This is a genomic window from uncultured Ruegeria sp., assembly GCF_947500045.1.
Taxonomy (GTDB): domain Bacteria; phylum Pseudomonadota; class Alphaproteobacteria; order Rhodobacterales; family Rhodobacteraceae; genus Ruegeria.
In genome coordinates this window covers 228,754-255,594 of the sequence record NZ_CANMQQ010000006.1, presented here as the reverse complement: position 1 = coordinate 255,594, position 26,841 = coordinate 228,754, and the positions used below count along the sequence as shown (strand labels likewise).

Sequence of the window (26,841 nt, the reverse complement as noted above, 5' to 3'; positions counted from 1 at the left end):
TTTATCCTTTTACCCGTATACGAAAAAATTAAGTGCAGGGGGAGCCTAAAAGAATCGCCATGACGAAAAAAACCGTTCTTTGCAGCAAACACGTCGCCACCATGGGGGGTGATCAACCCTATGGGATGATCGAGGATGGTGCGATTGCCATCGAAGGCTCGCAAATAGTCTGGGCTGGCCGTCAGGCCGATATCCCCGGCTCTTATGCCGAATGGGAGCGGGTCGATTATGGCAGCCGATTGATCACGCCGGCTTTGATTGATGCCCACACGCATGTTGTGTTCGGAGGCAACCGCGCGGTTGAGTTTGAAATGCGCCTGAACGGGGCGACCTACGAAGAAATCGCGCGTGCGGGCGGTGGTATCTTGTCAACCGTGAACGGTACGCGCGCGGCGTCAGAAGATGAGCTGCTTGAGGGCGCCCTGCCGCGCGTAGATGCGCTGCTGGCCGAAGGCGTGTCCTGCATCGAGGTTAAGTCGGGCTATGGGCTCGATACCGAGACTGAGCTGCGCATGTTGCGTGCGGCGCGCCGGATCGCGCTTGAGCGGCCTGTTCGGGTTAGGACAAGTTTTCTGGGTGCACACGCTGTTCCGCCGGAATATGCAGGCCGTGACGATGTCTATATCGACGAGGTGTGCATCCCCACCCTGCGTGCGGCCCATTCCGAAGGTCTGGTGGATGCGGTGGATGGGTTTTGCGAAGGCATTGCCTTTGATCCCACGCAGATCGAGCGGGTTTTTGTTGTCGCGCAAGAGCTTGGCTTGCCCGTGAAGCTGCATGCTGAACAATTGTCCAATCTGGGCGGTGCCAAACTGGCGGCGGCTTATGGGGCTATGTCCGCTGATCACATAGAATATCTGGACGCCGACGGCGTTGCAGCGATGGCTGGCGCCGGTACCGTTGCGGTCCTGCTGCCGGGTGCATTCTATACACTACACGAAACGCTGGCCCCACCGGTTGAACTGCTGCGCCAACACAATGTTCCGATGGCGCTGGCGACCGATTGTAATCCGGGATCGTCGCCCCTGACTTCTTTGCTTTTGACGATGAACATGGGGTGCACCCTGTTTCGGATGACGCCTGAGGAAACATTGGCAGGCGTCACACGCGTCGCGGCCAGAGCTCTGGGTCTTGAGGACACGGGCACTATCACAGCAGGGTCACGCGCTGATCTGGCCATTTGGAATGTAACGCATCCGGCCGAGCTGTCGTATCGCATCGGTTTCAACCCCCTGCACAAACGTATTTATGGAGGTCTGGAATGACATCTCTTTCGCTCACTCCGGGTCAGGTTTCGCTGGACCAACTGGCCGAGATTTATTGGGCCGAGGCTGCAATTTCGCTGGACGATTCGTGCCGACCGAAAGTTGATGCAGCCGCTGCCCGAATTGCGCGCGCCGCCGAAGGGACCGAGCCGGTTTATGGCGTGAATACAGGGTTCGGAAAATTGGCGAGCCACAAGATTGCGGCTAAGGATACCTCAACCCTGCAGCGGAACCTGATCCTCAGCCATTGTTGTGGGGTTGGTCCCGCTGTACCGCGTCGGTTGGCGCGGCTGATGATGTCGTTGAAATTGTTGTCGTTCGGGCGCGGCGCGTCCGGGGTCCGGTGGGAGCTTGTCGATCTGCTGCAACACATGCTGGCGCGTGGTGTGACGCCTGTGATCCCGGCGCAGGGTTCGGTCGGCGCATCAGGTGATCTTGCGCCATTGGCGCATATGACCGCAGTTGTGATCGGCGAGGGTGAGGCCGAGGTGAACGGCACCGTTATGCCGGGTGCGGACGCTTTGAAAGCTGCCGGATTAGAGCCGATACAGCTTGGACCCAAGGAAGGCCTGGCCTTTATCAACGGGACGCAGTTTTCAACGGCTTATGCTCTGGCTGGTCTGTTCGAAGGATGGCGTTCTGCACAAAACGCGCTGGTGATTTCGGCGGCCTCAACGGATGCAATCATGGGCTCCACCGCCCCGCTGCAGCCTGAGATACACGCGCTGCGCGGTCATCGCGGGCAGATCGAAGCGGCGTCTGCGATGCGGGCTGCGCTGGACGGTTCCGAGATTCGCGAAAGCCATCGTGAAGGGGATACACGGGTTCAAGACCCATATTGCATCCGCTGCCAGCCGCAGGTGACAGGTGCGGCAATGGATGTGATCCGGCAGGCCGCCGCAACGCTTGTGATCGAGGCCAACGCTGCCACCGACAACCCACTGGTTCTGACCGATCCGGATGCCATCGTCTCGGGCGGGAATTTCCATGCCGAACCCGTGGGCTTTGCCGCCGATATGATGGCGCTGGCCCTGTCCGAGATCGGGGCAATCGCGCAGCGCCGGATCGCGCTGATGGTTGATCCGACGCTCAGCTTTGATCTGCCGCCGTTCTTAACACCCGAGCCGGGGTTGAATTCGGGCCTGATGATCGCCGAGGTCACCACGGCCGCGTTGATGAGCGAGAACAAGCATTTGGCCAACCCCTGCGTGACCGACAGCACGCCCACTTCGGCCAATCAAGAAGACCATGTCTCGATGGCCGCCCACGGTGCGCGGCGACTAAGTCGCATGGTTGATAACCTGAACTACATTTTGGGAATCGAATTGCTGTGCGCCGCACAAGGTATCGAATTCCGCGCGCCGCTTGCGACCAGCCATGCGCTGATCAGCGTGGTTGATCGGTTGCGCGAAGATATCCCATCGCTTGGTGATGATCGCTATTTGGCGCCAGAGTTGGAAACCGCAAAAGTCTTGGTCGAAAGCGGAGCTTTTTTGCGCGCCGCTGACGTGCCCATGCCGGATCTTTCGTAATGCAGGTCTTCAGCGTTCAGCGAGGGGACGGGCCTATCGTACTGGGGCAGCCTCATGGCGGCACGTTTGTGCCCGATGAGATTGCCGCGCGGCTGAATACGAATGGGCAGATGCTGGCGGACACGGATTGGCACATCAACCAGCTCTATGATGGGTTGTTGGCTAATGCGACGGTCGTTCAATCCCACATCCACCGCTATGTCATTGACGCAAACCGAGACCCAGCAGGCGTGTCGCTTTATCCGGGGCAGAACACAACAACTCTGGTTCCTTTGACCGACTTTGATGGCCAATCGATCTGGTCGGACGGGCAGGAGCCTTCGGTCGACGAGATCGAGCAGCGCCGCTCGGCCTATCACGCGCCATACCACGAAGCACTTGCGCAAGAGCTTGCGAGAGTTCGGGCAAGACACGGGGTTGCGATCTTATTCGATTGTCACTCGATCCGCAGCAGAATCCCATTTCTGTTTGAGGGCACCTTGCCGGATATGAATATTGGCACCGATGGCGGCGTGACCTGTGCGTCCGGTATCGAGGCCGCCGCTTACGAATTCGCACATTCTTCCCCCTACAGCACAGTCCTGAACGAGCGGTTCCGTGGGGGCTGGACCACCCGGCAATATGGCCGCCCTGACCAAGGCCAGCACGCTATTCAGATGGAGCTGGCGCAATCTACCTATTTGTCCACCGAAACCCCGCCTTGGGGGTTTGACGAGAAGAAAGCCAAACGCTTGCGCCGTTGGCTGGTGGATATCCTCGACGCCATCCAAGACACTGCATTGGAGCTTTAACCATGACCGACCCTCGCAAAAATACCCGCGATATCTATCCGCCCACGGGCACAGAGTTGAACGCCAAAAGCTGGGTGACCGAAGCACCACTGCGGATGATGATGAATAACCTGCACCCGGATGTGGCAGAAAACCCGCATGAGCTGGTGGTTTATGGCGGCATTGGACGTGCTGCACGGACGTGGAATGATTTCGACCGGATCGTCGCAGGGCTGAAGGATCTGGAAGAGGATGAAACGCTGATCGTCCAGTCAGGCAAGCCGGTTGCGATCATCCAAACACATAGGGACGCGCCGCGCGTCCTGATCGCGAACTCGAACATCGTTCCGCATTGGGCCAATTGGGATCACTTCAACGAGCTCGATAAGAAGGGCCTGATGATGTATGGCCAGATGACTGCTGGATCATGGATCTACATCGGGACGCAAGGCATCGTGCAGGGTACGTATGAGACCTTTGCCGAGGCCGGGCGTCAGCATTATGGTGGTGATCTGACAGGCAAATGGATTCTGACGGGAGGCTTGGGGGGCATGGGCGGCGCACAGCCCCTAGCCGCAGTGTTTGCCGGGGCCAGCTGTCTGGCGGTTGAGTGTAATCCGGAATCGATCGATTTCCGCCTACGCACCAAATATCTGGACGAAAAGGCCGAGACGCTTGACGAAGCGCTTGATATGATCGACCGCTGGACCAAAGCGGGTGAGGCGAAATCTGTTGGTCTGTTAGGGAACGCGGCTGAGATTTTCCCCGAGATTTATGCCCGCATGCAGGCCGGAGGTATGCGCCCGGATATCGTCACCGACCAAACCAGCGCACATGACCCGATCAATGGGTATCTGCCGATCGGCTGGTCGATGGCGGAATGGCGCGACAAGCGTGAATCCGATCCTAAAGCAGTAGAAAAAGCTGCGCGGGCTTCGATGAGGCAGCATGTTTCTGCGATGGTGGATTTCTGGAATGCAGACGTTCCTACGTTGGATTACGGCAACAATATCCGGCAGGTGGCGCAGGACGAAGGGCTTGAGAATGCCTTTGCGTTCCCCGGGTTTGTGCCTGCCTATATCCGCCCGCTGTTCTGCAAGGGGATTGGCCCGTTCCGCTGGTGCGCGCTGTCGGGTGATCCCGAGGATATTTACAAGACCGACGCCAAGATGAAGGAACTGTTCCCCGAGAACGAACATCTGCATCGCTGGCTGGACATGGCGCAGGAACGTATCGCGTTTCAGGGCCTTCCGGCGCGTATTTGCTGGATCGGCCTTGGCGATCGTCACCGAGCCGGATTGGCGTTCAATGAAATGGTTGCCAGCGGTGAGTTGAAAGCGCCTGTTGTTATTGGGCGAGATCATCTGGACTCGGGCTCGGTCGCCAGCCCGAACCGCGAGACAGAGGCGATGCTGGACGGCTCGGACGCTGTGTCGGATTGGCCGCTGTTGAACGCTCTGATCAATACCGCCAGTGGCGCGACTTGGGTCTCATTGCATCACGGTGGTGGTGTTGGCATGGGCTTCAGCCAGCATGCAGGCGTTGTGATCTGTGCGGATGGTACCGAAGACGCGGCGCGGCGGTTGGAGCGCGTGCTCTGGAACGATCCGGCCTCGGGGGTGTGGCGCCACGCGGATGCGGGGTATGAGATCGCCAAGGATTGTGCCCGCGAACATGGGCTGCGGCTGCCGGGTATTCTGGGCTAGGTCAAACTGCCTCTGGCGAAAATGCTGCACCTGCGATATCTCGCGGGTGCGCTAACCGGAGGTCTGACATGTACGTAGCCACTCTGCTGACCAACCCGGCGGCCCCGTCGCTGGATGCAACGCTGGTAGACTCGTTGCGGAATGCCTGGGGCGGCGGCGAGGCAAACTGGCTTAATCCTGATGAAGCTGCTGAGTTCTCGATACCGGAGGTTCCCGGCAATCGTTGGGATGTCTGGGACGATCTGCAACAGTTAGGCGTGGACCTGACCGTCCAGCGGGCAGAGGGGCGCCGGAAAAAGATGCTGCTGGCCGATATGGACAGCACGATGATCCAGCAGGAATGCATTGACGAACTGGCTGATGAGGCTGGTGTGGGCGAGCGGGTCAAGGATATCACCGCGCGCGCCATGAATGGCGAATTGGATTTCGAAGGTGCGCTGACTGAGCGTGTTGGCCTGTTGAAGGGGCTGGATGAAAGCGTGATCGGCAAGGTCCTAGATGAACGGATCACTCTGATGCCCGGTGGCAAGGCCCTGCTGGCCACAATGCGTGCGAACGGGGCCTATGCCGCATTGGTATCGGGCGGGTTTACCGCCTTTTCGGCCAGCGTCGCCAAAGAACTTGGGTTTGACGAAAACAGGGCGAACACCCTGCTGGCGGAGGGTGGTAAGCTTACCGGCGATGTGAAGCGGCCTATTCTGGGACGGCAGGCAAAAATCGAAGCGCTTGAACAGATTTCAAACCGTCTGGGTATCTCAGAGATTGACGTGATCGCCGTCGGCGACGGGGCCAATGATCTTGGCATGCTGGGTCGGGCCGGAACAGGTGTCGCGTTGCATGCAAAGCCCTCGGTCGCCGTAGAATGCAATGTGCGGATCAACCACGGTGATCTGACGGCACTGCTTTATCTGCAAGGGTACAGCAGGTCTGAGTTTCACGGCCTATAAAGGGCTTCCCTCTATTTAACAATTGTGTTAAATGGAGCCATGAACACGCTTCTGGCCACATTTTCCGCTTTGTCTGATGCCACCCGGTTCTCGATTGTCGAGCAACTGATGGAACAAGGTGAACTGCCCGTCAGAGACCTGATCGATGGCAAAGCCATGTCAGGGGCCGCTGTCTCGCGCCATCTAAAAGTTTTGCGCGAAGCCGGGTTGGTGCAACAACGGGTGTGCGGTACGCAACGGATGTATTCGGTGCAACCCGAGGGGCTGCGCGTGATTGCCGAATGGACGATCTCGAAACGGCAGTTCTGGGAGGGCAGTCTCGACCGTCTGGGCGAACTCATCGAAAGGGAGAATTCATGGCCGACCTGAAACTGGAACGAGATTTTCCCGTCAGCCCCGAGATATTATTTGCATGGGTCAGTGACGGCACCAAATTGCTGCAGTGGTGGGGACCCGAGGGATTGCATGTACCGGAACATGACCTCGATTTCTCGCGTATCGGGCCGTGGTATTCGGTGATGCAGAATGGCGAGGGACAGCAATTCAAGGTCTCGGGTCATGTCACCCATATCGACCCTCCAAAGTCGGTCGGGTTCACCTGGGCCTGGCATGACGATCAGGATCAGCGCGGGGCAGAAAGCCATGTGACCTTTTCGGTCGCTGCCACCGACACTGGATCAAGGTTGGTCGTTGACCACCGTGAGCTTGTCGATGCCGATTCCGCAACTAATCATAACGAAGGCTGGACGTCTTCGCTGCGCAAGCTCGAAGCACTTTGCAAGTAGGTTTTCATCAGGGAGGAGCGATATGCCCCAATATTTGTTTGTTTATCACGGGGGTCACACCCCAACCGATCCGGCTGAGGTCGAATCGACCATGGCCGCGTGGGGTGCATGGTTTCAGAACATCGGCGGGGCATTAGAGATCCCGGGCAACCCGGTCGGCCAGTCCTATACCGTCAGCGGCAGCGGGGTTGCCGACAATGGCGGTGCAAATCCGGCCTCGGGCTTTACCGTCGTAAAGGCCGATAGCATTGAGGCCGCAACCGAGATGGCCAAGGGCTGCCCAATGGTTGTGAACGGGTCAGGCTCGGTCGAAGTGGCCGAGGTGCATGAGATCGAGATGTAACCGTTAGCCGGGGAAACCCGGCGCTGGTTTGATAATGCCGCATTCCAGCCCGCGACGGCTGTATTGTGTGGCGTTCATGAATTTTCTAGTGGCCGGGTGATCGGCCTCCAGAACACCCAAGCTCACCAGAATGGCGGCAATGGCGCATTCGCTTGCGCGGGTGGTACCATCGGTGATTTTCAGCGCAACGCCCATGCGTTTTTCAGGGATGATGGCGACAAAGACTGCCTCGGCCCCTGTCTTTATTGCGGCACGTCCGTTCATTGCCCGCATCAGCTCGGTACAGGCGCGTGTTTCGCCCGCGACAAGCTCGGGGTGTTTCACCATCGCTGCCGTGAGTTGCACCGCCGCTTCGCTGGAGCGGTCGGAACGGTCAGCGGCTGAGGCGAACCATGCCATTGATCGCGCAAGCCCCGCCAGTGACGTCGCGAAATTCGGAGCCGAACAGCCATCGATTCCATAGGTCGGGCTGGTCTCCCCAGTGGTCTCTTCCACTGCGGAAAGACAGGCCTGTTGAACGGGGTGGTCAATCTCAAGATATTCGGGTCCAGCGCCCATATGCTGTGCGACTGTCAGAAAACCACAATGCTTACCCGAGCAGTTGTTGTGAATCTGACAAGGTGTGTCGTCCGCCAGGATCAACCCGTCGCGTGCTGCCATATCCTGTGGTTCTTGCTGACCACAACGCAGATCAGGCTCGGACAGGCCAAGGTGGTTCAACCAGGCTGACACGCGGTCAGTATGGATATGCGCGCCGTTGTGCGAGGCACAGGCCAGTGCAAGATACTCGCTGTTCAAACCATATTTCGCGGCCGCGCCTGATGTGATGAGCGGTAGAGCCTGGATCATTTTGGCAGAGGACCGGGGATAAATCATTGCGCTCGGGTCACCCCAACTGCGTACGATTTGACCGCTGTCATCACAGATCACCGCATGGCCCATATGCAGGCTTTCCAACAATGATCCACGCCAGAGTTCGGTCATTGGTACGGCTTGTGTCATGTTCCCCCCTGCATCATGCGCAAAAATCTGCCAATCGCCCTTTCGCCTGTGGCGAAACCTGCGTTAGTGTGTGTATGTCGACAATCATCGGGATACGCAACTGAACAGACGAACCGGCAGGGTTCGCACGCATTCCCGATGGGTATGAGGTATAAGGTCGGGCTAGGAGGCTGGACAGATGGGACTAAATCTCGTCCGCGTGATCGCGGGGCTGTGTGTGGCAGGAATGGCGACGACGGCAATCGCTCAGCAATCGACCAGTACTAACCGCGTCGCGGCAAAGACCGATTGGAGCGTTTTTGTCGAGGAAGACCCCACCGAATGCTGGAGCGTGTCGGCCCCGAAAGAAACCGTGAACACTCGCGGTGGCCGGGTCGTTTCCGTGCGGCGCAGCGATATCCTGCTGTTCGTGTTCTACCGCCCGAACGCCGAAGTCAAAGGGCAGGTTACCTTTACCGGAGGCTATCCGTTTGCACCTGGGTCGACCGTTAATCTGGTTGTCGATGGCGGTGATTTTGAATTGTTCACAGATGGTGAGTGGGCGTGGCCTGCGACAGCCTCGGATGACGCAAAGATCGTCACGGCCATGAAGCGCGGAAGTGAGGCTGTGCTGACCGCCCGTTCGGAGCGCGGCACGCAGACCAAGGATACATTCTCGTTGCTGGGCTTTACAGCCGCGATTGAAGACGCCGAAAAGCGCTGCACGAACTAAGCTGCACACTGGTATGTTTGCAAAACCCCGCTATCCGGCGGGGTTTTCTTTGATTGGGCACTTCATTTGATCCGTGATAGGAAGAAGGCTCAGTCTGGAGGATGGGTTGATGCGATGGGTTCTGGTGTCTTTGTTGTTTCCTTTCGTGGCTATGGCGGATCCGGCGATGGAATGTACCGACGCAGGCTCGCAGGTGGAAATTGGATCCTGTGTCTCGGATATGGAAATGCGCGTAAACGCGGCGGTTGAAACCAGCTATTCCTTTGCGTTGGCAGCGGCTCAAGAGCTGGATGATGTCACTGGGCGCGTCGTGGCCGTGCCCGCGCTTGAGGCGTCGCAAAGCGCTTGGTCGACCTATCGCGATGCGCAGTGCGAAGCGGTGGGCGCTTCGTTTGGAGGAGGATCAGGCACCGGCATTGCCATCACGGCCTGCCGGGTTGATCTTGGTCGGACGCGCGTTGATGAATTGCTGCGCTACGCAAATTAGAGCACGAATTCTTTTGATCTTTGCGCGCGTTCCTATATAGAGGCGCATCCCAAGCCAGAATCCATCGAGATACGCCAAATGTCGCCCAACGCGCCGATCACGCAAGATGTCATGACCATCCCTCGCAAGCTGCCCGAGGGGAAGCTGAACCTTGTCGGTTTGACTCGCGATCAACTGCGCGAGGCGCTGATCGAACATGGCACGCCCGAGAAACAGGCGAAGATGCGGACAGGTCAAATCTGGCAATGGATCTACCAGCGGGGCGTGCGCGACTTTGCTGAGATGACCAATCTGGCCAAAGCCTACCGGGCGCAACTGGCCGAAAGCTTCGTAGTTGAAATTCCCGAGGTGGTGACCCGCCAAGTGTCCGAGGATGGCACCCGCAAGTACCTGTGCCGTATCGCAGGCGGGCACGAGGTTGAGGTGGTTTACATCCCCGAAGAAGATCGTGGCACGCTGTGTATCTCGTCTCAGGTCGGTTGCACGCTGACCTGTTCGTTCTGTCACACTGGTACGCAGAAACTGGTGCGCAATCTGACCGCGGCCGAGATTGTCGGGCAGGTCATGATGGCGCGCGATGACCTTGATGAATGGCCGACGCCGGGCGCACCCAAGGACGAAACGCGCCTTTTGTCGAACATCGTACTGATGGGTATGGGCGAGCCGCTTTACAATTTCGAAAATGTCCGTGACGCGATGAAGATTGCGATGGACCCCGAAGGGATTTCTTTGTCCCGTCGTCGCATCACTCTGTCGACTTCTGGAGTAGTGCCCGAGATTGCACGCACGGCCGAGGAAATCGGTTGCCTGCTGGCCATCTCGTTCCACGCGACAACCGATGAAGTCCGCGATGTGCTGGTGCCGATCAACAAGCGGTGGAACATCGAAGAGCTGTTGCAATCGCTCGCCAGCTATCCCAAAGTTTCAAACTCCGAGCGGATCACGTTTGAATACGTAATGTTGGATGGTGTGAATGACCGCGATGAGGATGCGCACCGCCTGATTGACCACATCAAACGCTACAAGATACCAGCCAAGATCAACTTGATCCCGTTCAACGAATGGCCGGGCGCACCATATAAGCGCAGCTCAAACAACCGTATCCGAGCCTTTGCGAATATCATCTATCAGGCTGGTTATGCCTCACCTATCCGCAAGACGCGAGGTGAGGATATTATGGCGGCATGTGGTCAGTTGAAATCGGCCACCGAACGTGCCCGGAAATCACGCAAGCAAATTGAGGCCGAGGCAGGTCTGAACCGCTAGTTTCCGATGATAAGCCACCCAGTGGAAAACTTAATGAATTGATTGCTGTTTTAGCATTCAAAATTTGTTATGTTTGGCGAATACCTGCTCTGGATGGGGGATCTCACCAATTTACACAAGATGGTGAGGTTGCCGGGGCGGTGCTGGCAACACCATTTAAGGCCGCTATCATTTTTTGAATCTACAGCGGCATTTCGGCGAACTGATCAGTCAGGGAGGCCATAAAATGATTAAAAGACATCTGCAGGTCGGTGGAATAGTGGCGGCTATTGCAGTGTCGGGATTTGTTTCTGCAACGGGGTTTGCGCAGAACACGGATCAAGACGCTCATCTTGCTATAGAAAACCCGGCGGACCTGTCCAAAGTGGACGCCAATAGCCACTACAAGTCACTGTCCAAACGTATGCAGCGAGGGTACGCGGCGGCGCAGTTGGATTTGCTTATGAATTATCAGGCGTGGCCGCTATTCAATGATGCTCCCTATATCTCGGCAACCCATGGGCAGCGTTATGTAAACAGCTATGCCAACCGCATGGCGCATAATTATGGAACGCTGCAGGAGGGTGAAGTTTTGCCTGTCGGGTCCGTTCTGGCTAAAGACAGCATGACCGTCACAGACGAGGGCAACGTCCATCCCGGCGCGTTGTTCGTGATGGAGAAATTGCCTGCGGGCGCCAACCCTGAAACCGCCGATTGGCGCTATATCATGGTGATGCCGGATGGCTCTCTGTTCGGCGACACGATGGGATTCCGTGCGCCCGAAGTCGCGTATTGTCATGTCTGCCACGAGGCGGTCGCGGATCGCGATTACACATTCTACGTGCCTGAGGATTATCGCGTCGAGAACTGACTGTCAGGCCGTCGGCAGCGTCAGTTCGGTCACCTCGCGGCGGCTGAGCTGTTCACCCTGTTTGCGTTATGACAGAACATCGCGGACGAGGGCGTATCTGTCGTCCTCCCAGAAGATCAGGCAACCGTTGCAGCGTTTGGCACAACAGCCCTCGCATCCAACTCCGATCTGGACTGGGTCATGAGCGTACCGGCTAAAGGATCAAGGCGGCCTTCTATTCCAAATGCCTCATGTCCAAATCACCCCTACCTGCGACGGAATCGTGCTGTGCCGATCACCTCGATCAGTTGCTGGCGGACTGGTTCTGGTTGCTTCTCCACAGCGTTCAGAACCTCGCGCAGCTCGGCGCGCAGCCCGTGCATCTGGTCGATCAGAGAGATCATCATCGACAGTGCATCGGCCTCCATATCGTATTGCTCGTGCAATTCGCAGGCCAGTTCCAGCCGGGCGACGTCGATGCGCTGATATCGCAGACCTTGCTCCGATTGCTCGGGGATTACGATTTCGGCAGCCAGATACTCAGTCAAACGATCCGAGGTCAGGCGCGTGATGGCTTCGATCAGTTCAGCTTCGGTCAGGGTGCGGGTCATGACGGCATTCCTTTGCGCGGATCATAACTGTGGGTTTTGCGCCATGTTTCCATGAATTGCTTCAATTCATCATCCACCTTGTCGGGCATAGTCACAGTCAGTTCGATCAACTGATCACCCCGGTCGGAGCTGCCGCGTTTCTTAACCCCTTTGCCGCGCAGGCGCAGGGTCTTGCCGCTGCTGGTGCCCGCAGGGACGCTGACATTTACGCCTCCGTCGATGGTCGGCACTGGTACTTTGCCGCCCAGTACGGCCTCATCAATGGTGATGGGCAGCGTGATGTGGATGTCATCGCCCTGACGGTCGAACACCGGATGATCCGCTACCGAAATGGTGACCAACGCATCACCCGCTGGGCCTTCGCCATATCCCGGAGCCCCCTTGCCACGCAGACGGATGGTCTGACCAGTTGTAATTCCTGCAGGTATTTTCACCTCAATCCGGTTGCCATCTGGCAGGGTCAATTTTTGGCTGGCACCAAAAACAGCGTCTAGAAAGCTGATCTGCAGCGTATAGTTCAGGTTGTGACCAGGCGCGTGGAACTCGTGAGATTGCTGGTTATATCCACCCCGCCCGCGCATGAATTCGGCGAAGATATCGGACATGTCGTCCTGCTCAGCCGAATTTCCGCGATAAGGGTTTCCTGCTGCTTCGGCATAATCCCGATAATATTGCTGCTGTGGACGTTCCTGACCCGAAGCATCAATCTCACCTTTGTCATAGCGTTTGCGCTTCTCAGAGTCTTTCAACAGATCATAAGCGGAGGCGGCTGCTTTGAACTTGGCTTCGGCCTCAGCGTCGCCCGGCTTGAGGTCCGGGTGGCACTCCTTGGCGATGCGCCGATAGGCTTTTTTGATCTCGGCATCGCTGGCGTCTTTGGCGACGCCAAGAACGGAATAGGGATCGTCGCTCATCTTGCCTCTCATCGATGTGGAGTGTGTTATGGTTTTGATGAAGGTATTTTATCATGTGATTTCAACAGGTCAAAATCGCAGTAGGGGCGAATTACCTCGCAAAACCCATTTGCCCTGCTAATATCTGCATGTTTCGAATTGTTCTTTGCCGGAGATCGCCCCATGTCACGCAGAATTAAGTCCGCACTGGCCCTGCTGGCCGGGAATGCCATCGGGTTGTTGCTTGCTTCGCTGTTGTTGGCGGAATTTGCAATCAAGCCGATCTCATTCATCATTGTGGTTATTGTCTTCACGCTGGTTCAGGTCGTGGCAGAGCCGTTGATCTTGAAGCTGGGCGAGAAGAAAGCCCCGGCGCTGAAGGGCGGAATCGCCCTGATCGTCACCTTTGTCGGCCTGTTGGTGACCGATCTGATCACCGCTGGCCTGACGGTTGGTGGCATTTCCAACCTGCTGGCCGCGACATTGCTGGTTTGGCTGGGGGCGTTGATCGCCAGCATCGTGCTGCCGATCTACGTGTTCACTGAGCTACGTGAACCCAAGAAGAAATCATAACGCGTTCAGGCTGGCCTCAAAGGCCTGCCACAGTTCCTCAACCGGCTCGCATCCAACAGACAGCCGAATGAAGGCAGGATCGACATCGTCACCCCAGCGCGCACGTCGCTCGGCCGAGCTGTGGACGCCGCCAAAGGATGTTGCGGGGCGCAGCAGGGGGCAGGAATTGATGAACGCCTCGGCCTTGTCTTCGCTGTCCAGTGTCAGAGATAGAAGAAAGCCAAACCGTGTGGTCTGCGCCCGCGCCAACGCATGAGACGGATCATCGGTCAGACCCGGATAGCGGACCTGCTTGACCGCGGGATGCTTAACCAACCGTTCTGCCACTACCTGAGCCGAAGTACACATGCGGTCGAACCGTACATCCAGCGTTTCCAATCCGCGATGCAGCAGCCATGCCTCATGCGGTCCGGGTATTGCGCCTGAGACTTTACGCCATTCCTCGACCCGCTCCATGATCTGGAGGTTTCGGCTGGCGATGTGCCCCATAAGCATGTCGGAATGTCCGCCCATCGCCTTGGTATCCGAAGAGACGACAACGTCGACGCCAAGGTCCAACGGGCGCTGGCCCAGCGGAGTCATCGTTGTGTTATCGGCGATGGTGATGCCTCCCGCAGCGCGTACCTGCTCTGCCACGGCGCTTAGGTCGATCATATCCAGGCCGGGGTTTGAGGGGCTTTCGACAAACACCACATCGAACCCGTCAAAGCCACCTGCGGTAAACGCGGTGGTCGGACGTTCCTCGACCACAACGCCGAGGCGCGACAGGAACCGATCAGCCAAAAGGCGCGTGACGTAATAGCCGTCCGATGGGATCAACAAACGCGACCCAGTCTGCACAGTGGCAAACAGCGCTGTCGAGATTGCCGCCATGCCAGACGGAAAACTGAGGCAAGGTGCGTTTTCCAGATGGGACAGCACGTGTTCCAGATGCACCCAGGTTGGGTTGTCAACGCGCCCATAACTGGCTTGCCCATCCGGCACGCCCGGCAAATGGTACATACTGCTTTGGGTCAGCGGCAGCGCCACCGGCTCGCCCTTGTCCAGAGCGTTCCCACGCAGGTGGAGCATCTCGCCGGTCTTAGGCCCTGTCATATCTCAGCGCCCCGGAATTTCGTCGCGTGGCGGAGCGGGCTCCCAGTTTTCGATGATGTCGACCGCCTCTTGCGCGGTATCGACGAACCGAAACAGGTCAAGATCCTCGTCTGAGATGGTGCCAGCATCAGCCAGAGCTTCCCAGTTGATCACTTTCTCCCAAAACGCACGCCCGAACAGCAGGAATGGAACACGATCCATCCGGCCGGTTTGGATCAGCGTCAGGGATTCGAATAGCTCGTCCATCGTACCAAAGCCGCCGGGGAAGATGGTGATGGCGCGTGCGCGCATCAGGAAGTGCATCTTGCGAATAGCGAAATAGTGGAAGTTGAAGCTGAGCTCGGGCGTGACATAGAGGTTCGGTGCCTGTTCGTGTGGCAACACGATGTTCAGCCCGATAGAACAGCCACCCGCGTCCTGTGCACCTCTGTTGCCGGCCTCCATCACTCCGGGGCCACCGCCGGTGACAATAACGTTCTCACGGCATCCCGTTGCATTCGACTTTTCGGTCATCAAACGGGCGAATTCCCGTGCTTCGTCATAATACTGCGACAACCCGGCCAATGTTTCAGTCCGGGCCGTGTGTTTCTGCGATGGTTCCGGGATACGCGCGCCGCCGAACATGACGATGGTCGAGGTGATCGCGCGCTCGGTCATGATCATTTCGGGCTTGAGCAGTTCAAGCTGCAAACGCACCGGGCGCAGTTCGTCCCGACACAGGAACTCGTCATCGGCGAAGGCAAGGCGATAGGCCGGGGATCGCGTCTGGGGCGTGTCCGGAACCTCGCTCGCGGTTGAGCGGTCGGTCTGCGCATCGCGGAATGGGCTGTGGCGGTCTTCTCTCATCGGTGGTCGATCCCTGCTTGCGTGTTCATGAAACAGCTATAGGGTTCGCGGGCAGAGTGCCAGTCACGGAAAGACAAGTAATGGATTGGAAGAGTGAAATTTCCGCAGCGCGGGATCGCATCGCCGGATACGCGCAGGTCACGCCTGTGATGGAAAGCCACATGCTGGGTTATCCGGTCGAGATGAAGCTTGAGCATATGCAACACACCGGCAGCTTCAAGGCCCGTGGGGCGTTCAACACGTTGCTTAGCATGGATGTTCCGAAGGCAGGTGTTGTGGCCGCATCAGGTGGCAATCATGGGGCAGCAGCAGCCTATGCCGCGCAAACATTGGGTTACCCGGCCAAGATTTTTGTGCCCGAGCTGGCAGGGCCCTCGAAGATTGCTCTGGTTAAGCAGGCGGGTGCGGACCTGAGTGTTGTGTCCGGTGAATATGCCAATGCACTGATGGGTGCGCAGGCGCACGAGTCTGGGACCGGGGCAATGCAAATCCACGCCTATGACGCACCTGCAACTGTGGCCGGACAAGGCACATGTTTTGCTGAATGGGAGGCGCAGGGCCTGCAAGCTGATACCATCCTGATCGCTGTGGGCGGGGGCGGCCTGATCGCTGGCGCCCTGGCCTGGCTACAGGGCGCGCGCAAGGTTGTTGCGGTCGAACCCGAAACTTCGTGCGCGTTGAACGCAGCTTTGCAGGCGGGTAAGCCTGTCGATGTCACGGTTTCGGGTATTGCTGCGAATGCGTTGGGTGCCCGGCGGATCGGATCGATTTGTTTCGAATTGGCGCAAGGGATGGCTTCGGTTCTGGTATCAGACGAGGCCATAGCCGACGCGCAGAAATGCCTGTGGCAAACACATCGAATCCTGGTCGAGCCCGCAGGCGCAACCGCCCTTGCCGCGTTGATTTCGGGTGCCTATCAACCCGCGCCGGATGAGCGTGTCGCTGTGTTGATCTGCGGAGGCAACATTTCTCCCGACCCGTTATGCGGCTGAAAATACCGCTTGTAGAAATCGGTCATGAATTTTATCTATAATTCATGACCGCAACCATCGCCGACACAATATATCAGGCACTGAGCCAACAAATCATAACCGGGGATCTGTCCGCCGGTGAGAAGCTGCGCCAGGACCATATCGCGCGTGACTTTGACACCAGCCATGTACCGGTGCGCGAAGCGCTGCTACGGCTCGAAGCGCATGGGTTGGCCAAGAGCGAGCCGCGAAAGGGTATGCGTGTCACCGCGCTGGATCCCGCCGAGGTGCGGGAGGTGATCGAAATGCGTGTCGCATTGGAGACACTGGCGATGCAGCATTCAGCGCAGAACATGACGCCAGCGGCGCTGAAAGCAGCTGATGACGCTCGAAAAGCCTGCGATGAGGCGGACAGCATGCCTCAATGGGAAGCGCGAAACAGGATCTTTCATCGATCAATCCTAACCCCGTGTGGATTGCCGCGCCTTCTGCATGCGATAGACGATCTGCACATTGCCAGTGCTCGGCACCTGTTTGCGCATTGGCGACCCAAATGGGTGCAGCGCATTGATACGGATCACGCGGCCATCATTCAGGCGTTGAAAAGCAAGGACGTTACGGCGGCCTCATCAATACTGGTCCGTCATATCCGCCGCGCAAGCTGATCTTTTCAGGTGCGTAAGTGGCATTCTGATGCACCAGCATAAATTTCGCTTGATTTAAAATAGATAAAAATGACAACATAATGCGAATCTTGTCAAAATTATCTATAAAAAGGAAATCCAATGAAAACCATGCTACAATCCACCTTGCCCCCTGCAGGCGCTCTAACCCCTGTGGGACAGGCGCTTCGTGTTGGGTTGGGCATCCTGCTGCTAACCGCCAGCGCAAAGGTCCAGGTGCCGTTCTGGCCAGTACCAATTACTCTGCAGGTCGCGGCAGTCATGATGATTGCCGCAGCCTTTGGAACTCGCCTTGGGGCTGCAACCGTAATCGGCTATATGGTTGCCGGTGCGATGGGCCTGCCGGTTTTTGCCGGGACGCCGGGAAAAGGCATCGGGCTGGCTTATATGATGGGCGGCACCGGTGGCTATTTGCTGGGATTTGTCGTTGCATCCTTCATTGTCGGCTGGGTGGCGGACAACCTGCGCAAGATGTTTCTGGTTCCCGCCATGTTGGCTGGCCTTGCAGTCATCTATGTGCTGGGTCTGGGATGGCTGGCTCAGTTTGTTCCCGCAGATAAGGTTCTGGCTTACGGTTTCAGCCCGTTCATCGTGGGTGATCTTGTCAAGATCACGCTAGCGGCAATTCTGGCGATTGGCCTGCCAACGGGCCTGATGCAGAAAATCCGTGGGTCGCAAACGGATGCTTGATACCGGACAGGACATCCGCAGCGATTGGTCCGTGGATGAGGTGGAGGCGCTGTTGCGCCTTCCCCTGCTGGATCTGGTCGGCCGCGCAAACACTATCCATCGGTCCCATCACGATCCGAACGACATTCAGAAAGCCAGCTTGCTGTCGATCAAAACCGGCAGTTGCCCGGAGGATTGCGCCTATTGTCCACAATCCGCGCATCATCGTGAAGTCGAGCTGACCAAGGAAAAACTGATGAATCCCGCGCATGTCCTTTCGCTTGCCAAACGGGCAAGGGATGCAGGGGCCCAGCGGTTCTGTATGGGGGCTGCGTGGCGCCAGGTGCGGGACGGGGAAGAGTTCGACAATGTTCTGGAAATGGTCCGCGGTGTCCGCAGTCTGGGGATGGAAGCTTGCGTGACGCTTGGAATGCTGAAGCCGCATCAAGCCCAACGGCTGGCCGAAGCAGGGCTGACCGCTTACAATCACAACCTTGATACCTCGCTTGAATTCTACGGTGAGATCATCGGCACACGCACCTATCAGGACCGCCTGGAAACCCTGGGCTATTGCCGGGACGAGGGCATTGATCTGTGTTGTGGCGGCATCATTGGTATGGGCGAAAGCCTGCGAGACCGCGCCTCGCTGCTGCAGGTGCTTGCGAATTTTGACCCACATCCGGAAAGTGTTCCGATCAATGCGCTGATCCCGATCGAGGGTACCCCGCTGGCACATCGTGAAAAGGTGGGCATTTTCGATCTGGTACGCATGGTTGCGACCGCCAGGATTACCATGCCGCAAACACGGGTGCGTCTGTCCGCAGGACGGTCAGACTTTTCCGCTGCCGAGCAGGCATTGTGCTTTCTGGCCGGTGCGAATTCGGTTTTCTACGGCGACGTATTGCTGACCGCGCCCAATGCGGGGACGCAAGATGACCGGGATATGTTTTCCGCGCTTGGTGCGCTGGCTGAAGGTTGACGCGAACATGGACGCCTGCGTCGCATTGCGCCACGGGTTCCGCTTGCGTATAGGCCACACCAACGCGAACAGATTCTGCAAGGAGCCCTTACATGTCAAACGCACAACTGGAAGCCGCCATCGAAGCCGCCTGGGAGGTACGTGATACGATCACACCTGCCACCACAGGCGAACAGCGTGAAGCGATAGAAGATACGCTGAACGCGTTGGACAGTGGATCGCTGCGTGTCGCCGAAAAGTTGGAAAGCGGTGATTGGCATGTGAACCAGTGGGCTAAGAAGGCTGTTCTTCTCGGCTTTCGCATCAAGGATATGGAGATCCAGACCGGTGGTCCTCAGGACGGGGGCTGGTGGGACAAGGTGGACAGCAAGTTTGCCGGTTGGGGTGAGAACCAGTGGCGTTCTGCGGGTTTCCGTGCGGTGCCCAGCTGCGTAGTGCGGAAATCGGCCTATGTCGCACCGGGCGTGGTGCTGATGCCCTCATTCGTCAACCTGGGTGCATATGTTGACGAGGGCACCATGGTTGATACCTGGGCGACCGTCGGGTCGTGCGCACAGATCGGCAAGAACGTACATCTGTCAGGTGGTGTTGGCATCGGCGGTGTGTTGGAGCCGATGCAGGCTGGTCCGACTATCATTGAAGACAATTGCTTTATCGGCGCGCGTTCCGAAGTGGTCGAAGGCTGCATTGTCCGCGAAGGCTCGGTGCTTGGAATGGGCGTGTTCATCGGAAAGTCCACCAAGATCGTGGATCGTGAAACCGGCGAGGTCATGTATGGCGAAGTGCCGCCCTATTCGGTCGTTGTGGCCGGTTCGATGCCGTCCAAGAACAATGTTAGCCTGTACTGCGCAGTCATCGTGAAACGGGTTGACGAAAGGACCAGATCGAAGACCGGTATTAACGAACTGCTTCGCGATTGAGCACTGCAATCAAATCCAATGATCAGGGCTGCAGGTTAACTTGCAGCCCTTTTTTCTGTAGCCGAATTTCTTGTTGCAGATTGAATGTCAATTCACGGTCTGATCATTCGGGAATGTGCATGGGTTGTTCGATTGCAGGATAGAATTGTCACTCCCTTTCATCGCATTTATCTTGAATCATCAGTTTACTGATTTCGGACCCGGGCATTGCGTCTTCAGAATAGTTGAAGCTGCCATAGGTCTTCACCTCTTCCGCAGCTCGCTTCAACGCACCCAATGCCGCACGGGCGAACGATCCACCAACACTGATGCGGCAAACACCGGCCTGTGACAGCTCAGACACGGTATAGCGTGGGCCTGTCAGCCCCATCACCACGTTTACAGGTTTGTCAACTTCGGCGCAGACGGTTCTGATTGCCTCAATGTCCGGCAGCCCCGGGGCATAGAGCGCGTCGGCTCCAGCCTCCGAGAAGGCTTGCAGACGTTTGATTGTGTCGGTCAGATCCGCTCGACCCCATAGATAGTTCTCAGCTCTGGCGGACAAAAGAAACGGCAGTTCTTTTGCAGCCTCCGCAGCTGCCTGAATGCGTTCCTTTGCCAAAGAGAGATCATAAATGGGCGTGTCCGGGTTTCCGGTTGCGTCTTCGATTGATCCACCAATCAGACCCGCCTGACTTGCCATGCGAATGGTTTGTGCGCAGGTTTCCGGCGCTTTTCCGAACCCGTCTTCAAGATCAGCAGAGACCGGAAGATCGATGGCCGCGACGATCTCGGCCGCATTATCTAGGATTTCATCTCTACCAAGTGCCGCAAAAGAATCTCTTTTGCCCTTTGAGAAAGCATATCCTGCGCTCGTCGTTGCGAGGGCTTCGAACCTTAAGCTCTCAAGCAAGCGCGCAGAGCCCGCGTCCCAAGGATTGGGAATTACGAAAGCGCGTTCTCTTTCATGCAGGTCTTTGAAGCGTTGAAATTTGTCCTGTTGCTCCGACATAACGCACTCCTTTGCCTGCCTTAAAAGAAAGGTACATCGAGATGGAACATAAAGCGAACAAAATGTGTGAGCCCGAGGGTACAATGATCGCTGAAAGTTCAAACGCTCCTGTCTAAAACGCGGGTCCAACCTTGACCAAGTCTTGATGCGCCGCTAAGGGCCGCGCTATGGAAAAGCAAAAGAAGCCCTCGCGCCAGCAAGTCTATACTCTACTGGTTCAGATTGGCCGGAAGGATGGGGACGGTCTGCCTGAAAGCGCGACCGGCGCGGCGCTGATGTGTTTTGCCAGCGGCGTGGACGAGGCCGAAGCCGTGCGCGAAACCGTGGCGATCCTGAAGCAGGCCGATACTGCGCCGCTGGATGTCACCGGATACGGCACGTTGGCCGAGCGTGAGGCACAAGGTCACGAGATTGACCCGGATGAACGTGCCCTGATGCAGCGGGCGCTGGATGAGAACGCCGTTATCGTGGCGCAGATGACACCGTTCTTCGGTGACGAGGAAACCGCTTAGCGCGCCTTATATTTGGTTTGAATCAAAACTCGCTGTCTCGTCCCTCGGTTGAACGCGTGTTTCAGAGGAAGCTCAAAGCGTCTTAGTTCCGCGCGCCGAACCACTTGCGGTATATTTCATCATATGTGCCGTCCTCGCGCAGGGAAAGCAGCGCTTGGTTGACGTCTTCGACCAGTGGCGATCCTGTCGGAAATGCGATCCCGTAATTCTCGCGCAGGAAAATTCCTCCGGTCATCGTCGCGATCCTGCGGCCTTCGTGGCTGGCGTAATAGGACAGAATCGGGGCGTCAAAAACGACGGCGTCCAAATCCTTGTTGGTGAAAGCGGTCAGCATTTCCTGAAGGTCGCCATATCCGGCGTATTCGATCTCGCGCCGGTTGAGGAAACTGGCGGCGGTCGAGTCGGAAATCGTGCCGACCTGTTTGCCATAAAGGTCATTGATCGAATTTACGCTGCCGGTAATTGCATCCACGGTCATCACCGACGTGATCCGCGCGGTAAAGACAGACACGATGAACAGCGACGAAACCACCAGTACAACACCCAGCAAGCGACCAAACGGCGTTCGGGGCATCCGCTCTTCAAATCCACCGTTGACCACCAGATTGAGGGCCCACCAGAACGAGGGGAACCACGCCTCATTCAATTTTCGGTCGAAATAGGGCTGCGCGCGTCGTTCGAACCCCCACATCAACATGCCACCGCCAAGCAAAATGGCGAAGGCCAGACCTATGGCGATGAACAATTCGCGTGACAGTAAGGCATGTAGCAGTGATGGCTGGCGTGCCGCCTCTGACGGGACCATGATTTGCAACCCGGCTTCAAAGATGGGTTGGGTAAAATCCATTCTGGTTTCGCGCATGGCGGTAATGGAAATATTCGCAATCGCCAAATCGGCAGAGCCATCCTGAACCGCCCCCAGCATATCACTGAAGCTCTCGACCCGGTTGACCGAGTATTCCCAACCCAGCGATTCGGAGAGCGCGGCCAGCAGATCCATTGAGAATCCGGTCTGCGCCCCGTCCTCGACAAAGGAAAACGGAGGGCGGGTTACCGTCGTAACCTTAAGGGTCTGTGCCTGGCTTTGCTGCGCGAGAACGGCGAAAGTCAGGCAGATCATTGCGAAGACAATGCGCTTCATGTCGACTCACCTGTTTCGCGGCCCTCTAACGCAAATCAGGGTCGTGCTGCAAGGCAACCGCAAGGTCAACGCGCATGTTCTATGGTGGTGTCACCATGAGAGGTCGCTTCTAATGGCACAGGAAATTACCTGTTCGGGGTTGGCAATCCGGTCAATTCGTTGAATCTGTGCACGAACATCGGCATCCATACAGACAAGAGGCTCGTTATGACTGATCCAGTTGAACTGACAACAGATCTGATCCGTTGCCCTTCGGTCACACCTGAAGAGGGCGGGGCGTTGGTTCTTTTGCAGCGCGTACTGGGCGAGGCGGGCTTTGAATGCACACGCGTGGACCGTGCCGGCATCTGCAACCTGTTCGCCCGTTGGGGGCAGAAAGGGCATGCGCGCAGCTTCGGCTTCAACGGGCATACGGATGTTGTTCCCGTTGGGGATGCGGCCGCTTGGACCATGCCTCCGTTCGGCGCAGAGATCCGTGATGGCGTCATGTACGGCCGGGGGGCGACGGACATGAAATCAGGCGTGGCCGCCTTTGCCGCAGCAGCCATCGACTTTGTACGAGACACGCCCCCGGACGGGGCGGTTATCCTGACGATCACAGGCGATGAAGAAGGGGACGCGCTGGATGGCACAGTCGCTCTGTTGGATCACATGGGCGCAACGGATGAACGGATGTCGGTTTGTCTGGTTGGTGAACCAACCTGCCCCAACACAATGGGTGAGATGATGAAGATCGGGCGGCGCGGCTCGATGACAGCGTGGTTCGCTGTGACCGGCGTGCAGGGGCATTCGGCCTATCCGCACAGGGCGAAGAACCCGTTGCCCGCAATGGCGCGCTTGATGGATCGGTTGGCCGGTCACGAACTTGATCAGGGAACCGATCACTTTGATGCCTCAACCCTGGCGGTAGTGACGATTGATGCGGGTAATCCCGCGACGAACGTCATCCCCGCGCAATGCCGCGGAACGGTGAACATCCGGTTCAACGACCTGCATTCCGGAGCAAGCCTGAGCGAGTGGCTGAAATCAGAGGCGGCTACGGTCGCCGAAACCTTTGATGTAGATATCGAAACCAAGATAAAGATCTCAGGCGAAAGCTTTCTGACCCCGCCGGGACCTTTGTCTGATCTGGTGGCGCAGGCGGTCGAGACCGAAACCGGAGTTTGCCCCGAGTTTTCAACGACCGGGGGCACATCGGACGCCCGGTTTATCAAGAACCACTGCCCGGTGGTCGAATTTGGGTTGGTTGGGCGCACCATGCATCAGGTTGATGAATGCGTCGAAGTCGCGCAAATCCATCAACTCAAGGCGATCTATACCCGCATTCTGACCGACTATTTCGCCTGAAACATGCAGCGGACACTGGTTATCATGGTGAAAGAACCGCGACCGGGGCGGGTAAAAAGCCGTTTGGGACGCGGCATTGGCATGGTCGGCGCAGCGTGGTGGTTTCGGCATCAAACGCGGTCCTTAATCCGGCGCCTGCGCGATCCGCGTTGGCAGATTGTTCTGGCCGTCTCTCCGGATCGCGAGGGGATAAACAGCCGGGTCTGGCCCGTTGATCTGCCGCGTGTGGCGCAGGGACGCGGTGATCTGGGTGATCGCATGGGGCGGATGTTGCGCGGGGCTCCGCAAGGGCCGGTATGCTTAATCGGTGCGGATATTCCGGGCATCACAAAAGGTCACATCGCGCGGGCCTATAGCGCGTTGGGGCGCAACGAAATGGTGTTCGGCCCAGCACTTGACGGTGGCTATTGGCTTGTCGGCGCGCAGCGCTTTGGTGCGCTGCCGTCGGGGTTGTTCAAAGACGTGCGCTGGTCGACGGAACATGCGTTGGCCGACACGCTGGCAACGGTTGCCGGGCGTCGGGTGGCGCTGCTGGATCATTTGCGCGATGTGGATACCGTGGCCGATCTGCACGGCTGACACGATGCGCCGCTTTTTTGGTCATGACGCGGTCGCACGCCCGTGTTAGGCCAAACTCATGACACGCATTCCGACCAAGCAGGAGGTCCTCGATTGGATCTCGGCGAACCCCACCCTGACCTCGAAACGCGACATTGCCAAAGCCTTTGGCATCAAGGGCGCTGAACGGATCGACCTGAAGCGAATCCTCAAAGAGCTTGAGGCTGAAGGGCATCTGGAAAAGCGTAAGCGCAGTTATCGAGATCCTGACCGCCTGCCACCGGTCAGTGTGCTGCAGGTGAAGGCTCCGAATGCCGATGGCGATCTGTTCGCGCGTCCATTGGAATGGCATGGCGAAGGTATTGAGCCCACTGTGCTGATCATTGCCCGTGCCAGTGATCCGGCGTTGGGCGAGGGCGACCGGATTCTGGCGCGTCTGACCGTCGTGCATGAGGAAGATCACAACTATGAGGCCCGGCTGATCCGACGCATCGGGACCAACCCGAAGCGTATCGTTGGCATTTTCCGCAAAGGGGCCGAAGGTGGCCGGATTGTCCCGATCGATAAGGCCGGCCAGACCGAGTGGCTGGTTCCCGACGGGGCGGTTCACGGAGCGAATGATGGTGAACTGGTCGAGGCGGAACAAGCTGGACCGAAAAACCGCATGGGCCTACCGCGTGCACGTATTGTCGAACGGCTGGGTGATCCCTCGGCCCCCAAAGCCGTTTCGCTGATCGCCATTCACCAGCACGGTATCCCGGATGACTTTCCTGACAAGGTGATCGAAGAGGCCGACAAAGCCAAACCCGTTGGCCTGAAAGGGCGCGAGGATCTGCGGGATGTACCGCTGCTGACAATTGATCCTTCGGATGCGCGGGATCACGACGATGCGTGCTATGCACATGAAGATGATGATCCCAAGAACAAGGGCGGCCATGTGGTCTGGGTCGCCATTGCTGACGTTGCCGCCTATGTGCAGCCCAGTACCGCGCTGGACCGAGAGGCGCGCAAACGCGGCAATTCCAGCTATTTCCCTGACCGTGTGGTGCCGATGCTGCCGGATCGCTTGTCGGGTGACCTGTGTTCGTTGCACGAAGGCGTCCCGCGGGCCTGCATCGCCGTTCGGATGCAGATCGATGCAGAGGGCAATAAGATCGACCATCGCTTCGTGCGAGGGCTGATGCGGTCTGCCGCTTCGCTTAACTATGTCGAAGTGCAGAATGCCATTGATGGCAGTCTCAACGACAGGACGGGGCCGTTGTTGGAGACAGTGCTGAAACCGCTTTATGCCGCGTATGCTGCGCTGAAAAAGGCGCGTGCGGTGCGGCAGCCGTTGGAGCTGGATCTGCCGGAACGCAAAATTATTCTCAGCGAAAGTGGTGAGGTCGAAAGCGTCGCCTTCCGTGATCGGTTGGATGCACATAAGTTGATCGAGGAATTCATGGTCCTTGCCAATGTCGCCGCCGCCGAGACGCTGATCGCGAAACGTCGCCCGCTACTGTTTCGTGTGCACGAAGAGCCCGCTCCGGAAAAGCTGGAGAGCTTGCGCGAAACGGCGCAGGCGGCAGGGCTGAATCTTGCTAAGGGGCAGGTTTTACAGACCCGCCACCTGAACGCCTTGCTAAACGCCGCTGCCGGAACTGAGGATGCGGAGCTGATCAACTTGTCGACCCTACGCTCGATGGCGCAGGCGTACTACAATCCCGAGAATTTCGGCCATTTCGGTCTGGCGTTGCGAAACTATGCACACTTCACCTCACCCATCCGCCGCTATGCGGACCTGATCGTGCATCGTGCGTTGATCACGGCCCACGGCTGGGGCGAAGATGGTTTGACCGAGGATGAGATCGGACGGCTGGAAGAAACCGCCACCCATATCTCGGATACCGAGCGCCGTTCGATGATGGCCGAACGCGATACCACCGATCGCTATCTGGCTGCTTATCTTAGCGAACGGGTCGGCAATGAATTCAGCGGTCGGATCAGCGGTATCGCGCGGTTCGGCGCCTTCGTGAAAATGGACGAAACTGGTGCTGACGGGCTGGTCCCTGTACGGTCTTTGGGGCGTGAGTTTTTTCATTTCGACCGCGAGGCCGGAACACTTATGGGCTCAGACACAGGCCTGATCATCGCCATTGGCCAGCGCGTCACTGTGCGTCTGACCGAAGCGACACCGGTGACGGGCGGGCTGGAGTTGGAGCTGTTATCCATCGATGATCAGGCCTTGCCTCGTGGTCGCGGCCCGGCGAAGCGCGGATCGCGGCGCAAGGCGGTCAGTACCAAGCGCAAGAAGGACAAGATCAAGCGCAAGGTGGAACGCAAGCGCCGTCAGAAATGATAACCCGTTTCGGAAAAGGCAGCCTGAGATTTAGCGGCCTCTCTGCTCTGCCTTGAACGCAAAAAGTGGG

Annotated in this window: 29 protein-coding genes; 22 read left to right on the top strand and 7 right to left on the bottom strand. The window is 57.6% G+C overall.

Going from position 1 to position 26,841, the window contains the following annotated elements; genetic code table 11:
• The first annotated feature begins 59 nt into the window (after positions 1-59).
• The 8 genes from hutI to Q1B46_RS12665 all read left to right on the top strand — a co-directional run bounded on the left by hutI (position 60) and on the right by Q1B46_RS12665 (position 7,348).
• A complete protein-coding gene (gene hutI, locus Q1B46_RS12700) occupies positions 60-1,265 on the top strand; it encodes an imidazolonepropionase (RefSeq protein WP_299948489.1) in 1,206 nt (401 codons plus the stop codon).
• Positions 1,262-2,797, top strand: coding sequence for a histidine ammonia-lyase (hutH, locus tag Q1B46_RS12695; RefSeq protein WP_299948487.1), 1,536 nt, complete (start codon positions 1,262-1,264; stop codon positions 2,795-2,797). The genes hutI and hutH overlap by 4 nt, the downstream gene beginning before the upstream one ends.
• A complete protein-coding gene (hutG, locus tag Q1B46_RS12690) occupies positions 2,797-3,588 on the top strand; it encodes an N-formylglutamate deformylase (protein WP_299948485.1) in 792 nt (263 codons plus the stop codon). Before hutH ends, hutG begins: the two co-directional genes overlap by 1 nt.
• Positions 3,589-3,590: 2 nt before the next feature.
• Positions 3,591-5,273: a urocanate hydratase gene (hutU, locus tag Q1B46_RS12685; RefSeq protein WP_299948483.1), complete on the top strand. Its 1,683-nt coding sequence runs from the start codon at positions 3,591-3,593 to the stop codon at positions 5,271-5,273.
• A 68-nt stretch (positions 5,274-5,341) separates the two neighbouring features.
• The gene (serB, locus tag Q1B46_RS12680; RefSeq protein WP_299948481.1) at positions 5,342-6,220 is read left to right on the top strand and encodes a phosphoserine phosphatase SerB; all 879 of its coding nucleotides are present in this window, start codon (positions 5,342-5,344) and stop codon (positions 6,218-6,220) included.
• Between the two features lie 39 nt (positions 6,221-6,259).
• Positions 6,260-6,589 (top strand): metalloregulator ArsR/SmtB family transcription factor, encoded by a 330-nt coding sequence (locus Q1B46_RS12675; protein ID WP_299948479.1) that lies wholly within the window; start codon positions 6,260-6,262, stop codon positions 6,587-6,589.
• Entirely contained in the window at positions 6,577-7,005 is a 429-nt protein-coding gene (locus tag Q1B46_RS12670) for an SRPBCC domain-containing protein (protein WP_299948477.1), read from the top strand. Before Q1B46_RS12675 ends, Q1B46_RS12670 begins: the two co-directional genes overlap by 13 nt.
• Before the next feature lie 22 nt (positions 7,006-7,027).
• Positions 7,028-7,348, top strand: a complete 321-nt coding sequence (locus Q1B46_RS12665; protein ID WP_299664429.1) for a hypothetical protein — start codon at positions 7,028-7,030, stop codon at positions 7,346-7,348.
• Positions 7,349-7,351: 3 nt separating this feature from the next.
• Here the strand turns inward: Q1B46_RS12665 and Q1B46_RS12660 are convergent, their stop codons facing one another.
• Positions 7,352-8,350, bottom strand: coding sequence for an asparaginase (locus Q1B46_RS12660; RefSeq protein WP_299948474.1), 999 nt, complete (start codon positions 8,348-8,350; stop codon positions 7,352-7,354).
• A 178-nt stretch (positions 8,351-8,528) separates the two neighbouring features.
• Here Q1B46_RS12660 and Q1B46_RS12655 point away from each other — a divergent pair, with 178 nt between their 5' ends.
• The 4 genes from Q1B46_RS12655 (at position 8,529) to Q1B46_RS12640 (ending at position 11,665) form a co-directional block, all read left to right on the top strand.
• The gene (locus tag Q1B46_RS12655; protein WP_299664427.1) at positions 8,529-9,062 is read left to right on the top strand and encodes an invasion associated locus B family protein; all 534 of its coding nucleotides are present in this window, start codon (positions 8,529-8,531) and stop codon (positions 9,060-9,062) included.
• Between the two features lie 109 nt (positions 9,063-9,171).
• Positions 9,172-9,549 (top strand): lysozyme inhibitor LprI family protein, encoded by a 378-nt coding sequence (locus tag Q1B46_RS12650; RefSeq protein WP_299948472.1) that lies wholly within the window; start codon positions 9,172-9,174, stop codon positions 9,547-9,549.
• Between the two features lie 78 nt (positions 9,550-9,627).
• Positions 9,628-10,815 carry a 23S rRNA (adenine(2503)-C(2))-methyltransferase RlmN gene (gene rlmN / locus Q1B46_RS12645; RefSeq protein WP_299948470.1) on the top strand — a complete coding sequence of 396 codons (1,188 nt, stop codon included), beginning with the start codon at positions 9,628-9,630 and terminating at the stop codon, positions 10,813-10,815.
• 226 nt (positions 10,816-11,041) lie between these two features.
• Positions 11,042-11,665: a cytochrome P460 family protein gene (locus tag Q1B46_RS12640; protein WP_299948468.1), complete on the top strand. Its 624-nt coding sequence runs from the start codon at positions 11,042-11,044 to the stop codon at positions 11,663-11,665.
• A 245-nt stretch (positions 11,666-11,910) separates the two neighbouring features.
• Here Q1B46_RS12640 and Q1B46_RS12635 read toward each other — a convergent pair whose 3' ends face one another.
• Together Q1B46_RS12635 and Q1B46_RS12630 are read right to left on the bottom strand one after the other, a co-directional pair.
• Complete coding sequence (locus Q1B46_RS12635) at positions 11,911-12,255, bottom strand: hypothetical protein (RefSeq protein WP_299948466.1); 345 nt, start codon at positions 12,253-12,255, stop codon at positions 11,911-11,913.
• Positions 12,252-13,169, bottom strand: coding sequence for a J domain-containing protein (locus Q1B46_RS12630; protein WP_299948464.1), 918 nt, complete (start codon positions 13,167-13,169; stop codon positions 12,252-12,254). Before Q1B46_RS12630 ends, Q1B46_RS12635 begins: the two co-directional genes overlap by 4 nt.
• Before the next feature lie 162 nt (positions 13,170-13,331).
• On the opposite strand from Q1B46_RS12630, the gene Q1B46_RS12625 reads away from it, so the two are divergent.
• Positions 13,332-13,721 carry a hypothetical protein gene (locus Q1B46_RS12625; protein WP_299664417.1) on the top strand — a complete coding sequence of 130 codons (390 nt, stop codon included), beginning with the start codon at positions 13,332-13,334 and terminating at the stop codon, positions 13,719-13,721.
• On the opposite strand, the gene Q1B46_RS12620 is transcribed toward Q1B46_RS12625, so the two are convergent.
• Both Q1B46_RS12620 and Q1B46_RS12615 read right to left on the bottom strand, forming a co-directional pair.
• Positions 13,716-14,816, bottom strand: coding sequence for a cystathionine gamma-lyase (locus Q1B46_RS12620; protein WP_299948462.1), 1,101 nt, complete (start codon positions 14,814-14,816; stop codon positions 13,716-13,718). The two genes, Q1B46_RS12625 and Q1B46_RS12620, sit on opposite strands and share 6 nt — an antisense overlap.
• Positions 14,817-14,819: 3 nt before the next feature.
• Complete coding sequence (locus Q1B46_RS12615; protein ID WP_299664415.1) at positions 14,820-15,662, bottom strand: TIGR00730 family Rossman fold protein; 843 nt, start codon at positions 15,660-15,662, stop codon at positions 14,820-14,822.
• An 80-nt stretch (positions 15,663-15,742) separates the two neighbouring features.
• On the opposite strand from Q1B46_RS12615, the gene Q1B46_RS12610 reads away from it, so the two are divergent.
• The 5 genes from Q1B46_RS12610 to dapD all read left to right on the top strand — a co-directional run bounded on the left by Q1B46_RS12610 (position 15,743) and on the right by dapD (position 19,884).
• Entirely contained in the window at positions 15,743-16,654 is a 912-nt protein-coding gene (locus Q1B46_RS12610; protein WP_299948460.1) for a threonine/serine dehydratase, read from the top strand.
• 44 nt (positions 16,655-16,698) lie between these two features.
• Entirely contained in the window at positions 16,699-17,298 is a 600-nt protein-coding gene (locus tag Q1B46_RS12605; RefSeq protein WP_299948457.1) for a GntR family transcriptional regulator, read from the top strand.
• Between the two features lie 120 nt (positions 17,299-17,418).
• A complete protein-coding gene (locus Q1B46_RS12600; protein WP_299948455.1) occupies positions 17,419-18,006 on the top strand; it encodes a biotin transporter BioY in 588 nt (195 codons plus the stop codon).
• Entirely contained in the window at positions 17,999-18,964 is a 966-nt protein-coding gene (bioB, locus tag Q1B46_RS12595) for a biotin synthase BioB (RefSeq protein ID WP_299948453.1), read from the top strand. The genes Q1B46_RS12600 and bioB overlap by 8 nt, the downstream gene beginning before the upstream one ends.
• Positions 18,965-19,056: 92 nt before the next feature.
• A complete protein-coding gene (gene dapD / locus Q1B46_RS12590; RefSeq protein ID WP_299948451.1) occupies positions 19,057-19,884 on the top strand; it encodes a 2,3,4,5-tetrahydropyridine-2,6-dicarboxylate N-succinyltransferase in 828 nt (275 codons plus the stop codon).
• A gap of 148 nt (positions 19,885-20,032) precedes the next feature.
• Here the strand turns inward: dapD and Q1B46_RS12585 are convergent, their stop codons facing one another.
• Positions 20,033-20,875: an isocitrate lyase/phosphoenolpyruvate mutase family protein gene (locus Q1B46_RS12585; protein ID WP_299948449.1), complete on the bottom strand. Its 843-nt coding sequence runs from the start codon at positions 20,873-20,875 to the stop codon at positions 20,033-20,035.
• Between the two features lie 167 nt (positions 20,876-21,042).
• Here Q1B46_RS12585 and Q1B46_RS12580 point away from each other — a divergent pair, with 167 nt between their 5' ends.
• Complete coding sequence (locus Q1B46_RS12580) at positions 21,043-21,387, top strand: hypothetical protein (RefSeq protein WP_299664402.1); 345 nt, start codon at positions 21,043-21,045, stop codon at positions 21,385-21,387.
• 82 nt (positions 21,388-21,469) lie between these two features.
• Here Q1B46_RS12580 and Q1B46_RS12575 read toward each other — a convergent pair whose 3' ends face one another.
• Positions 21,470-22,528: a transporter substrate-binding domain-containing protein gene (locus Q1B46_RS12575; RefSeq protein WP_299948447.1), complete on the bottom strand. Its 1,059-nt coding sequence runs from the start codon at positions 22,526-22,528 to the stop codon at positions 21,470-21,472.
• Between the two features lie 207 nt (positions 22,529-22,735).
• On the opposite strand from Q1B46_RS12575, the gene dapE reads away from it, so the two are divergent.
• From dapE to rnr, 3 genes are read left to right on the top strand one after another with little or no spacing between them, the layout of a single operon-like run.
• On the top strand, positions 22,736-23,875 hold the full coding sequence (gene dapE, locus Q1B46_RS12570) for a succinyl-diaminopimelate desuccinylase (protein WP_299948445.1): 1,140 nt from the start codon (positions 22,736-22,738) through the stop codon (positions 23,873-23,875).
• Between the two features lie 3 nt (positions 23,876-23,878).
• Positions 23,879-24,454 (top strand): TIGR04282 family arsenosugar biosynthesis glycosyltransferase, encoded by a 576-nt coding sequence (locus Q1B46_RS12565; RefSeq protein WP_299948443.1) that lies wholly within the window; start codon positions 23,879-23,881, stop codon positions 24,452-24,454.
• A gap of 58 nt (positions 24,455-24,512) precedes the next feature.
• Complete coding sequence (gene rnr, locus Q1B46_RS12560; RefSeq protein ID WP_299948441.1) at positions 24,513-26,771, top strand: ribonuclease R; 2,259 nt, start codon at positions 24,513-24,515, stop codon at positions 26,769-26,771.
• Positions 26,772-26,841 lie beyond the last annotated feature (70 nt).

Coding starts and splice junctions, on each gene's coding strand:
- Q1B46_RS12670 (WP_299948477.1), top strand. CDS start 6,577: ATGGCCGACCTGAAACTGGAACGAGATTTTCCCGTCAGCCCCGAGATA.
- Q1B46_RS12650 (WP_299948472.1), top strand. CDS start 9,172: ATGCGATGGGTTCTGGTGTCTTTGTTGTTTCCTTTCGTGGCTATGGCG.
- bioB (WP_299948453.1), top strand. CDS start 17,999: ATGCTTGATACCGGACAGGACATCCGCAGCGATTGGTCCGTGGATGAG.
- Q1B46_RS12585 (WP_299948449.1), bottom strand. CDS start 20,875: ATGTCGGAGCAACAGGACAAATTTCAACGCTTCAAAGACCTGCATGAA.
- Q1B46_RS12630 (WP_299948464.1), bottom strand. CDS start 13,169: ATGAGCGACGATCCCTATTCCGTTCTTGGCGTCGCCAAAGACGCCAGC.
- rlmN (WP_299948470.1), top strand. CDS start 9,628: ATGTCGCCCAACGCGCCGATCACGCAAGATGTCATGACCATCCCTCGC.
- hutU (WP_299948483.1), top strand. CDS start 3,591: ATGACCGACCCTCGCAAAAATACCCGCGATATCTATCCGCCCACGGGC.
- hutH (WP_299948487.1), top strand. CDS start 1,262: ATGACATCTCTTTCGCTCACTCCGGGTCAGGTTTCGCTGGACCAACTG.
- Q1B46_RS12640 (WP_299948468.1), top strand. CDS start 11,042: ATGATTAAAAGACATCTGCAGGTCGGTGGAATAGTGGCGGCTATTGCA.
- dapE (WP_299948445.1), top strand. CDS start 22,736: ATGACTGATCCAGTTGAACTGACAACAGATCTGATCCGTTGCCCTTCG.
- Q1B46_RS12600 (WP_299948455.1), top strand. CDS start 17,419: ATGAAAACCATGCTACAATCCACCTTGCCCCCTGCAGGCGCTCTAACC.
- Q1B46_RS12575 (WP_299948447.1), bottom strand. CDS start 22,528: ATGAAGCGCATTGTCTTCGCAATGATCTGCCTGACTTTCGCCGTTCTC.
- Q1B46_RS12610 (WP_299948460.1), top strand. CDS start 15,743: ATGGATTGGAAGAGTGAAATTTCCGCAGCGCGGGATCGCATCGCCGGA.
- hutG (WP_299948485.1), top strand. CDS start 2,797: ATGCAGGTCTTCAGCGTTCAGCGAGGGGACGGGCCTATCGTACTGGGG.
- Q1B46_RS12660 (WP_299948474.1), bottom strand. CDS start 8,350: ATGACACAAGCCGTACCAATGACCGAACTCTGGCGTGGATCATTGTTG.
- Q1B46_RS12675 (WP_299948479.1), top strand. CDS start 6,260: ATGAACACGCTTCTGGCCACATTTTCCGCTTTGTCTGATGCCACCCGG.
- hutI (WP_299948489.1), top strand. CDS start 60: ATGACGAAAAAAACCGTTCTTTGCAGCAAACACGTCGCCACCATGGGG.
- Q1B46_RS12605 (WP_299948457.1), top strand. CDS start 16,699: ATGACCGCAACCATCGCCGACACAATATATCAGGCACTGAGCCAACAA.
- Q1B46_RS12565 (WP_299948443.1), top strand. CDS start 23,879: ATGCAGCGGACACTGGTTATCATGGTGAAAGAACCGCGACCGGGGCGG.
- Q1B46_RS12625 (WP_299664417.1), top strand. CDS start 13,332: ATGTCACGCAGAATTAAGTCCGCACTGGCCCTGCTGGCCGGGAATGCC.
- Q1B46_RS12615 (WP_299664415.1), bottom strand. CDS start 15,662: ATGAGAGAAGACCGCCACAGCCCATTCCGCGATGCGCAGACCGACCGC.
- dapD (WP_299948451.1), top strand. CDS start 19,057: ATGTCAAACGCACAACTGGAAGCCGCCATCGAAGCCGCCTGGGAGGTA.
- serB (WP_299948481.1), top strand. CDS start 5,342: ATGTACGTAGCCACTCTGCTGACCAACCCGGCGGCCCCGTCGCTGGAT.
- Q1B46_RS12580 (WP_299664402.1), top strand. CDS start 21,043: ATGGAAAAGCAAAAGAAGCCCTCGCGCCAGCAAGTCTATACTCTACTG.
- Q1B46_RS12635 (WP_299948466.1), bottom strand. CDS start 12,255: ATGACCCGCACCCTGACCGAAGCTGAACTGATCGAAGCCATCACGCGC.
- Q1B46_RS12655 (WP_299664427.1), top strand. CDS start 8,529: ATGGGACTAAATCTCGTCCGCGTGATCGCGGGGCTGTGTGTGGCAGGA.
- Q1B46_RS12620 (WP_299948462.1), bottom strand. CDS start 14,816: ATGACAGGGCCTAAGACCGGCGAGATGCTCCACCTGCGTGGGAACGCT.
- Q1B46_RS12665 (WP_299664429.1), top strand. CDS start 7,028: ATGCCCCAATATTTGTTTGTTTATCACGGGGGTCACACCCCAACCGAT.
- rnr (WP_299948441.1), top strand. CDS start 24,513: ATGACACGCATTCCGACCAAGCAGGAGGTCCTCGATTGGATCTCGGCG.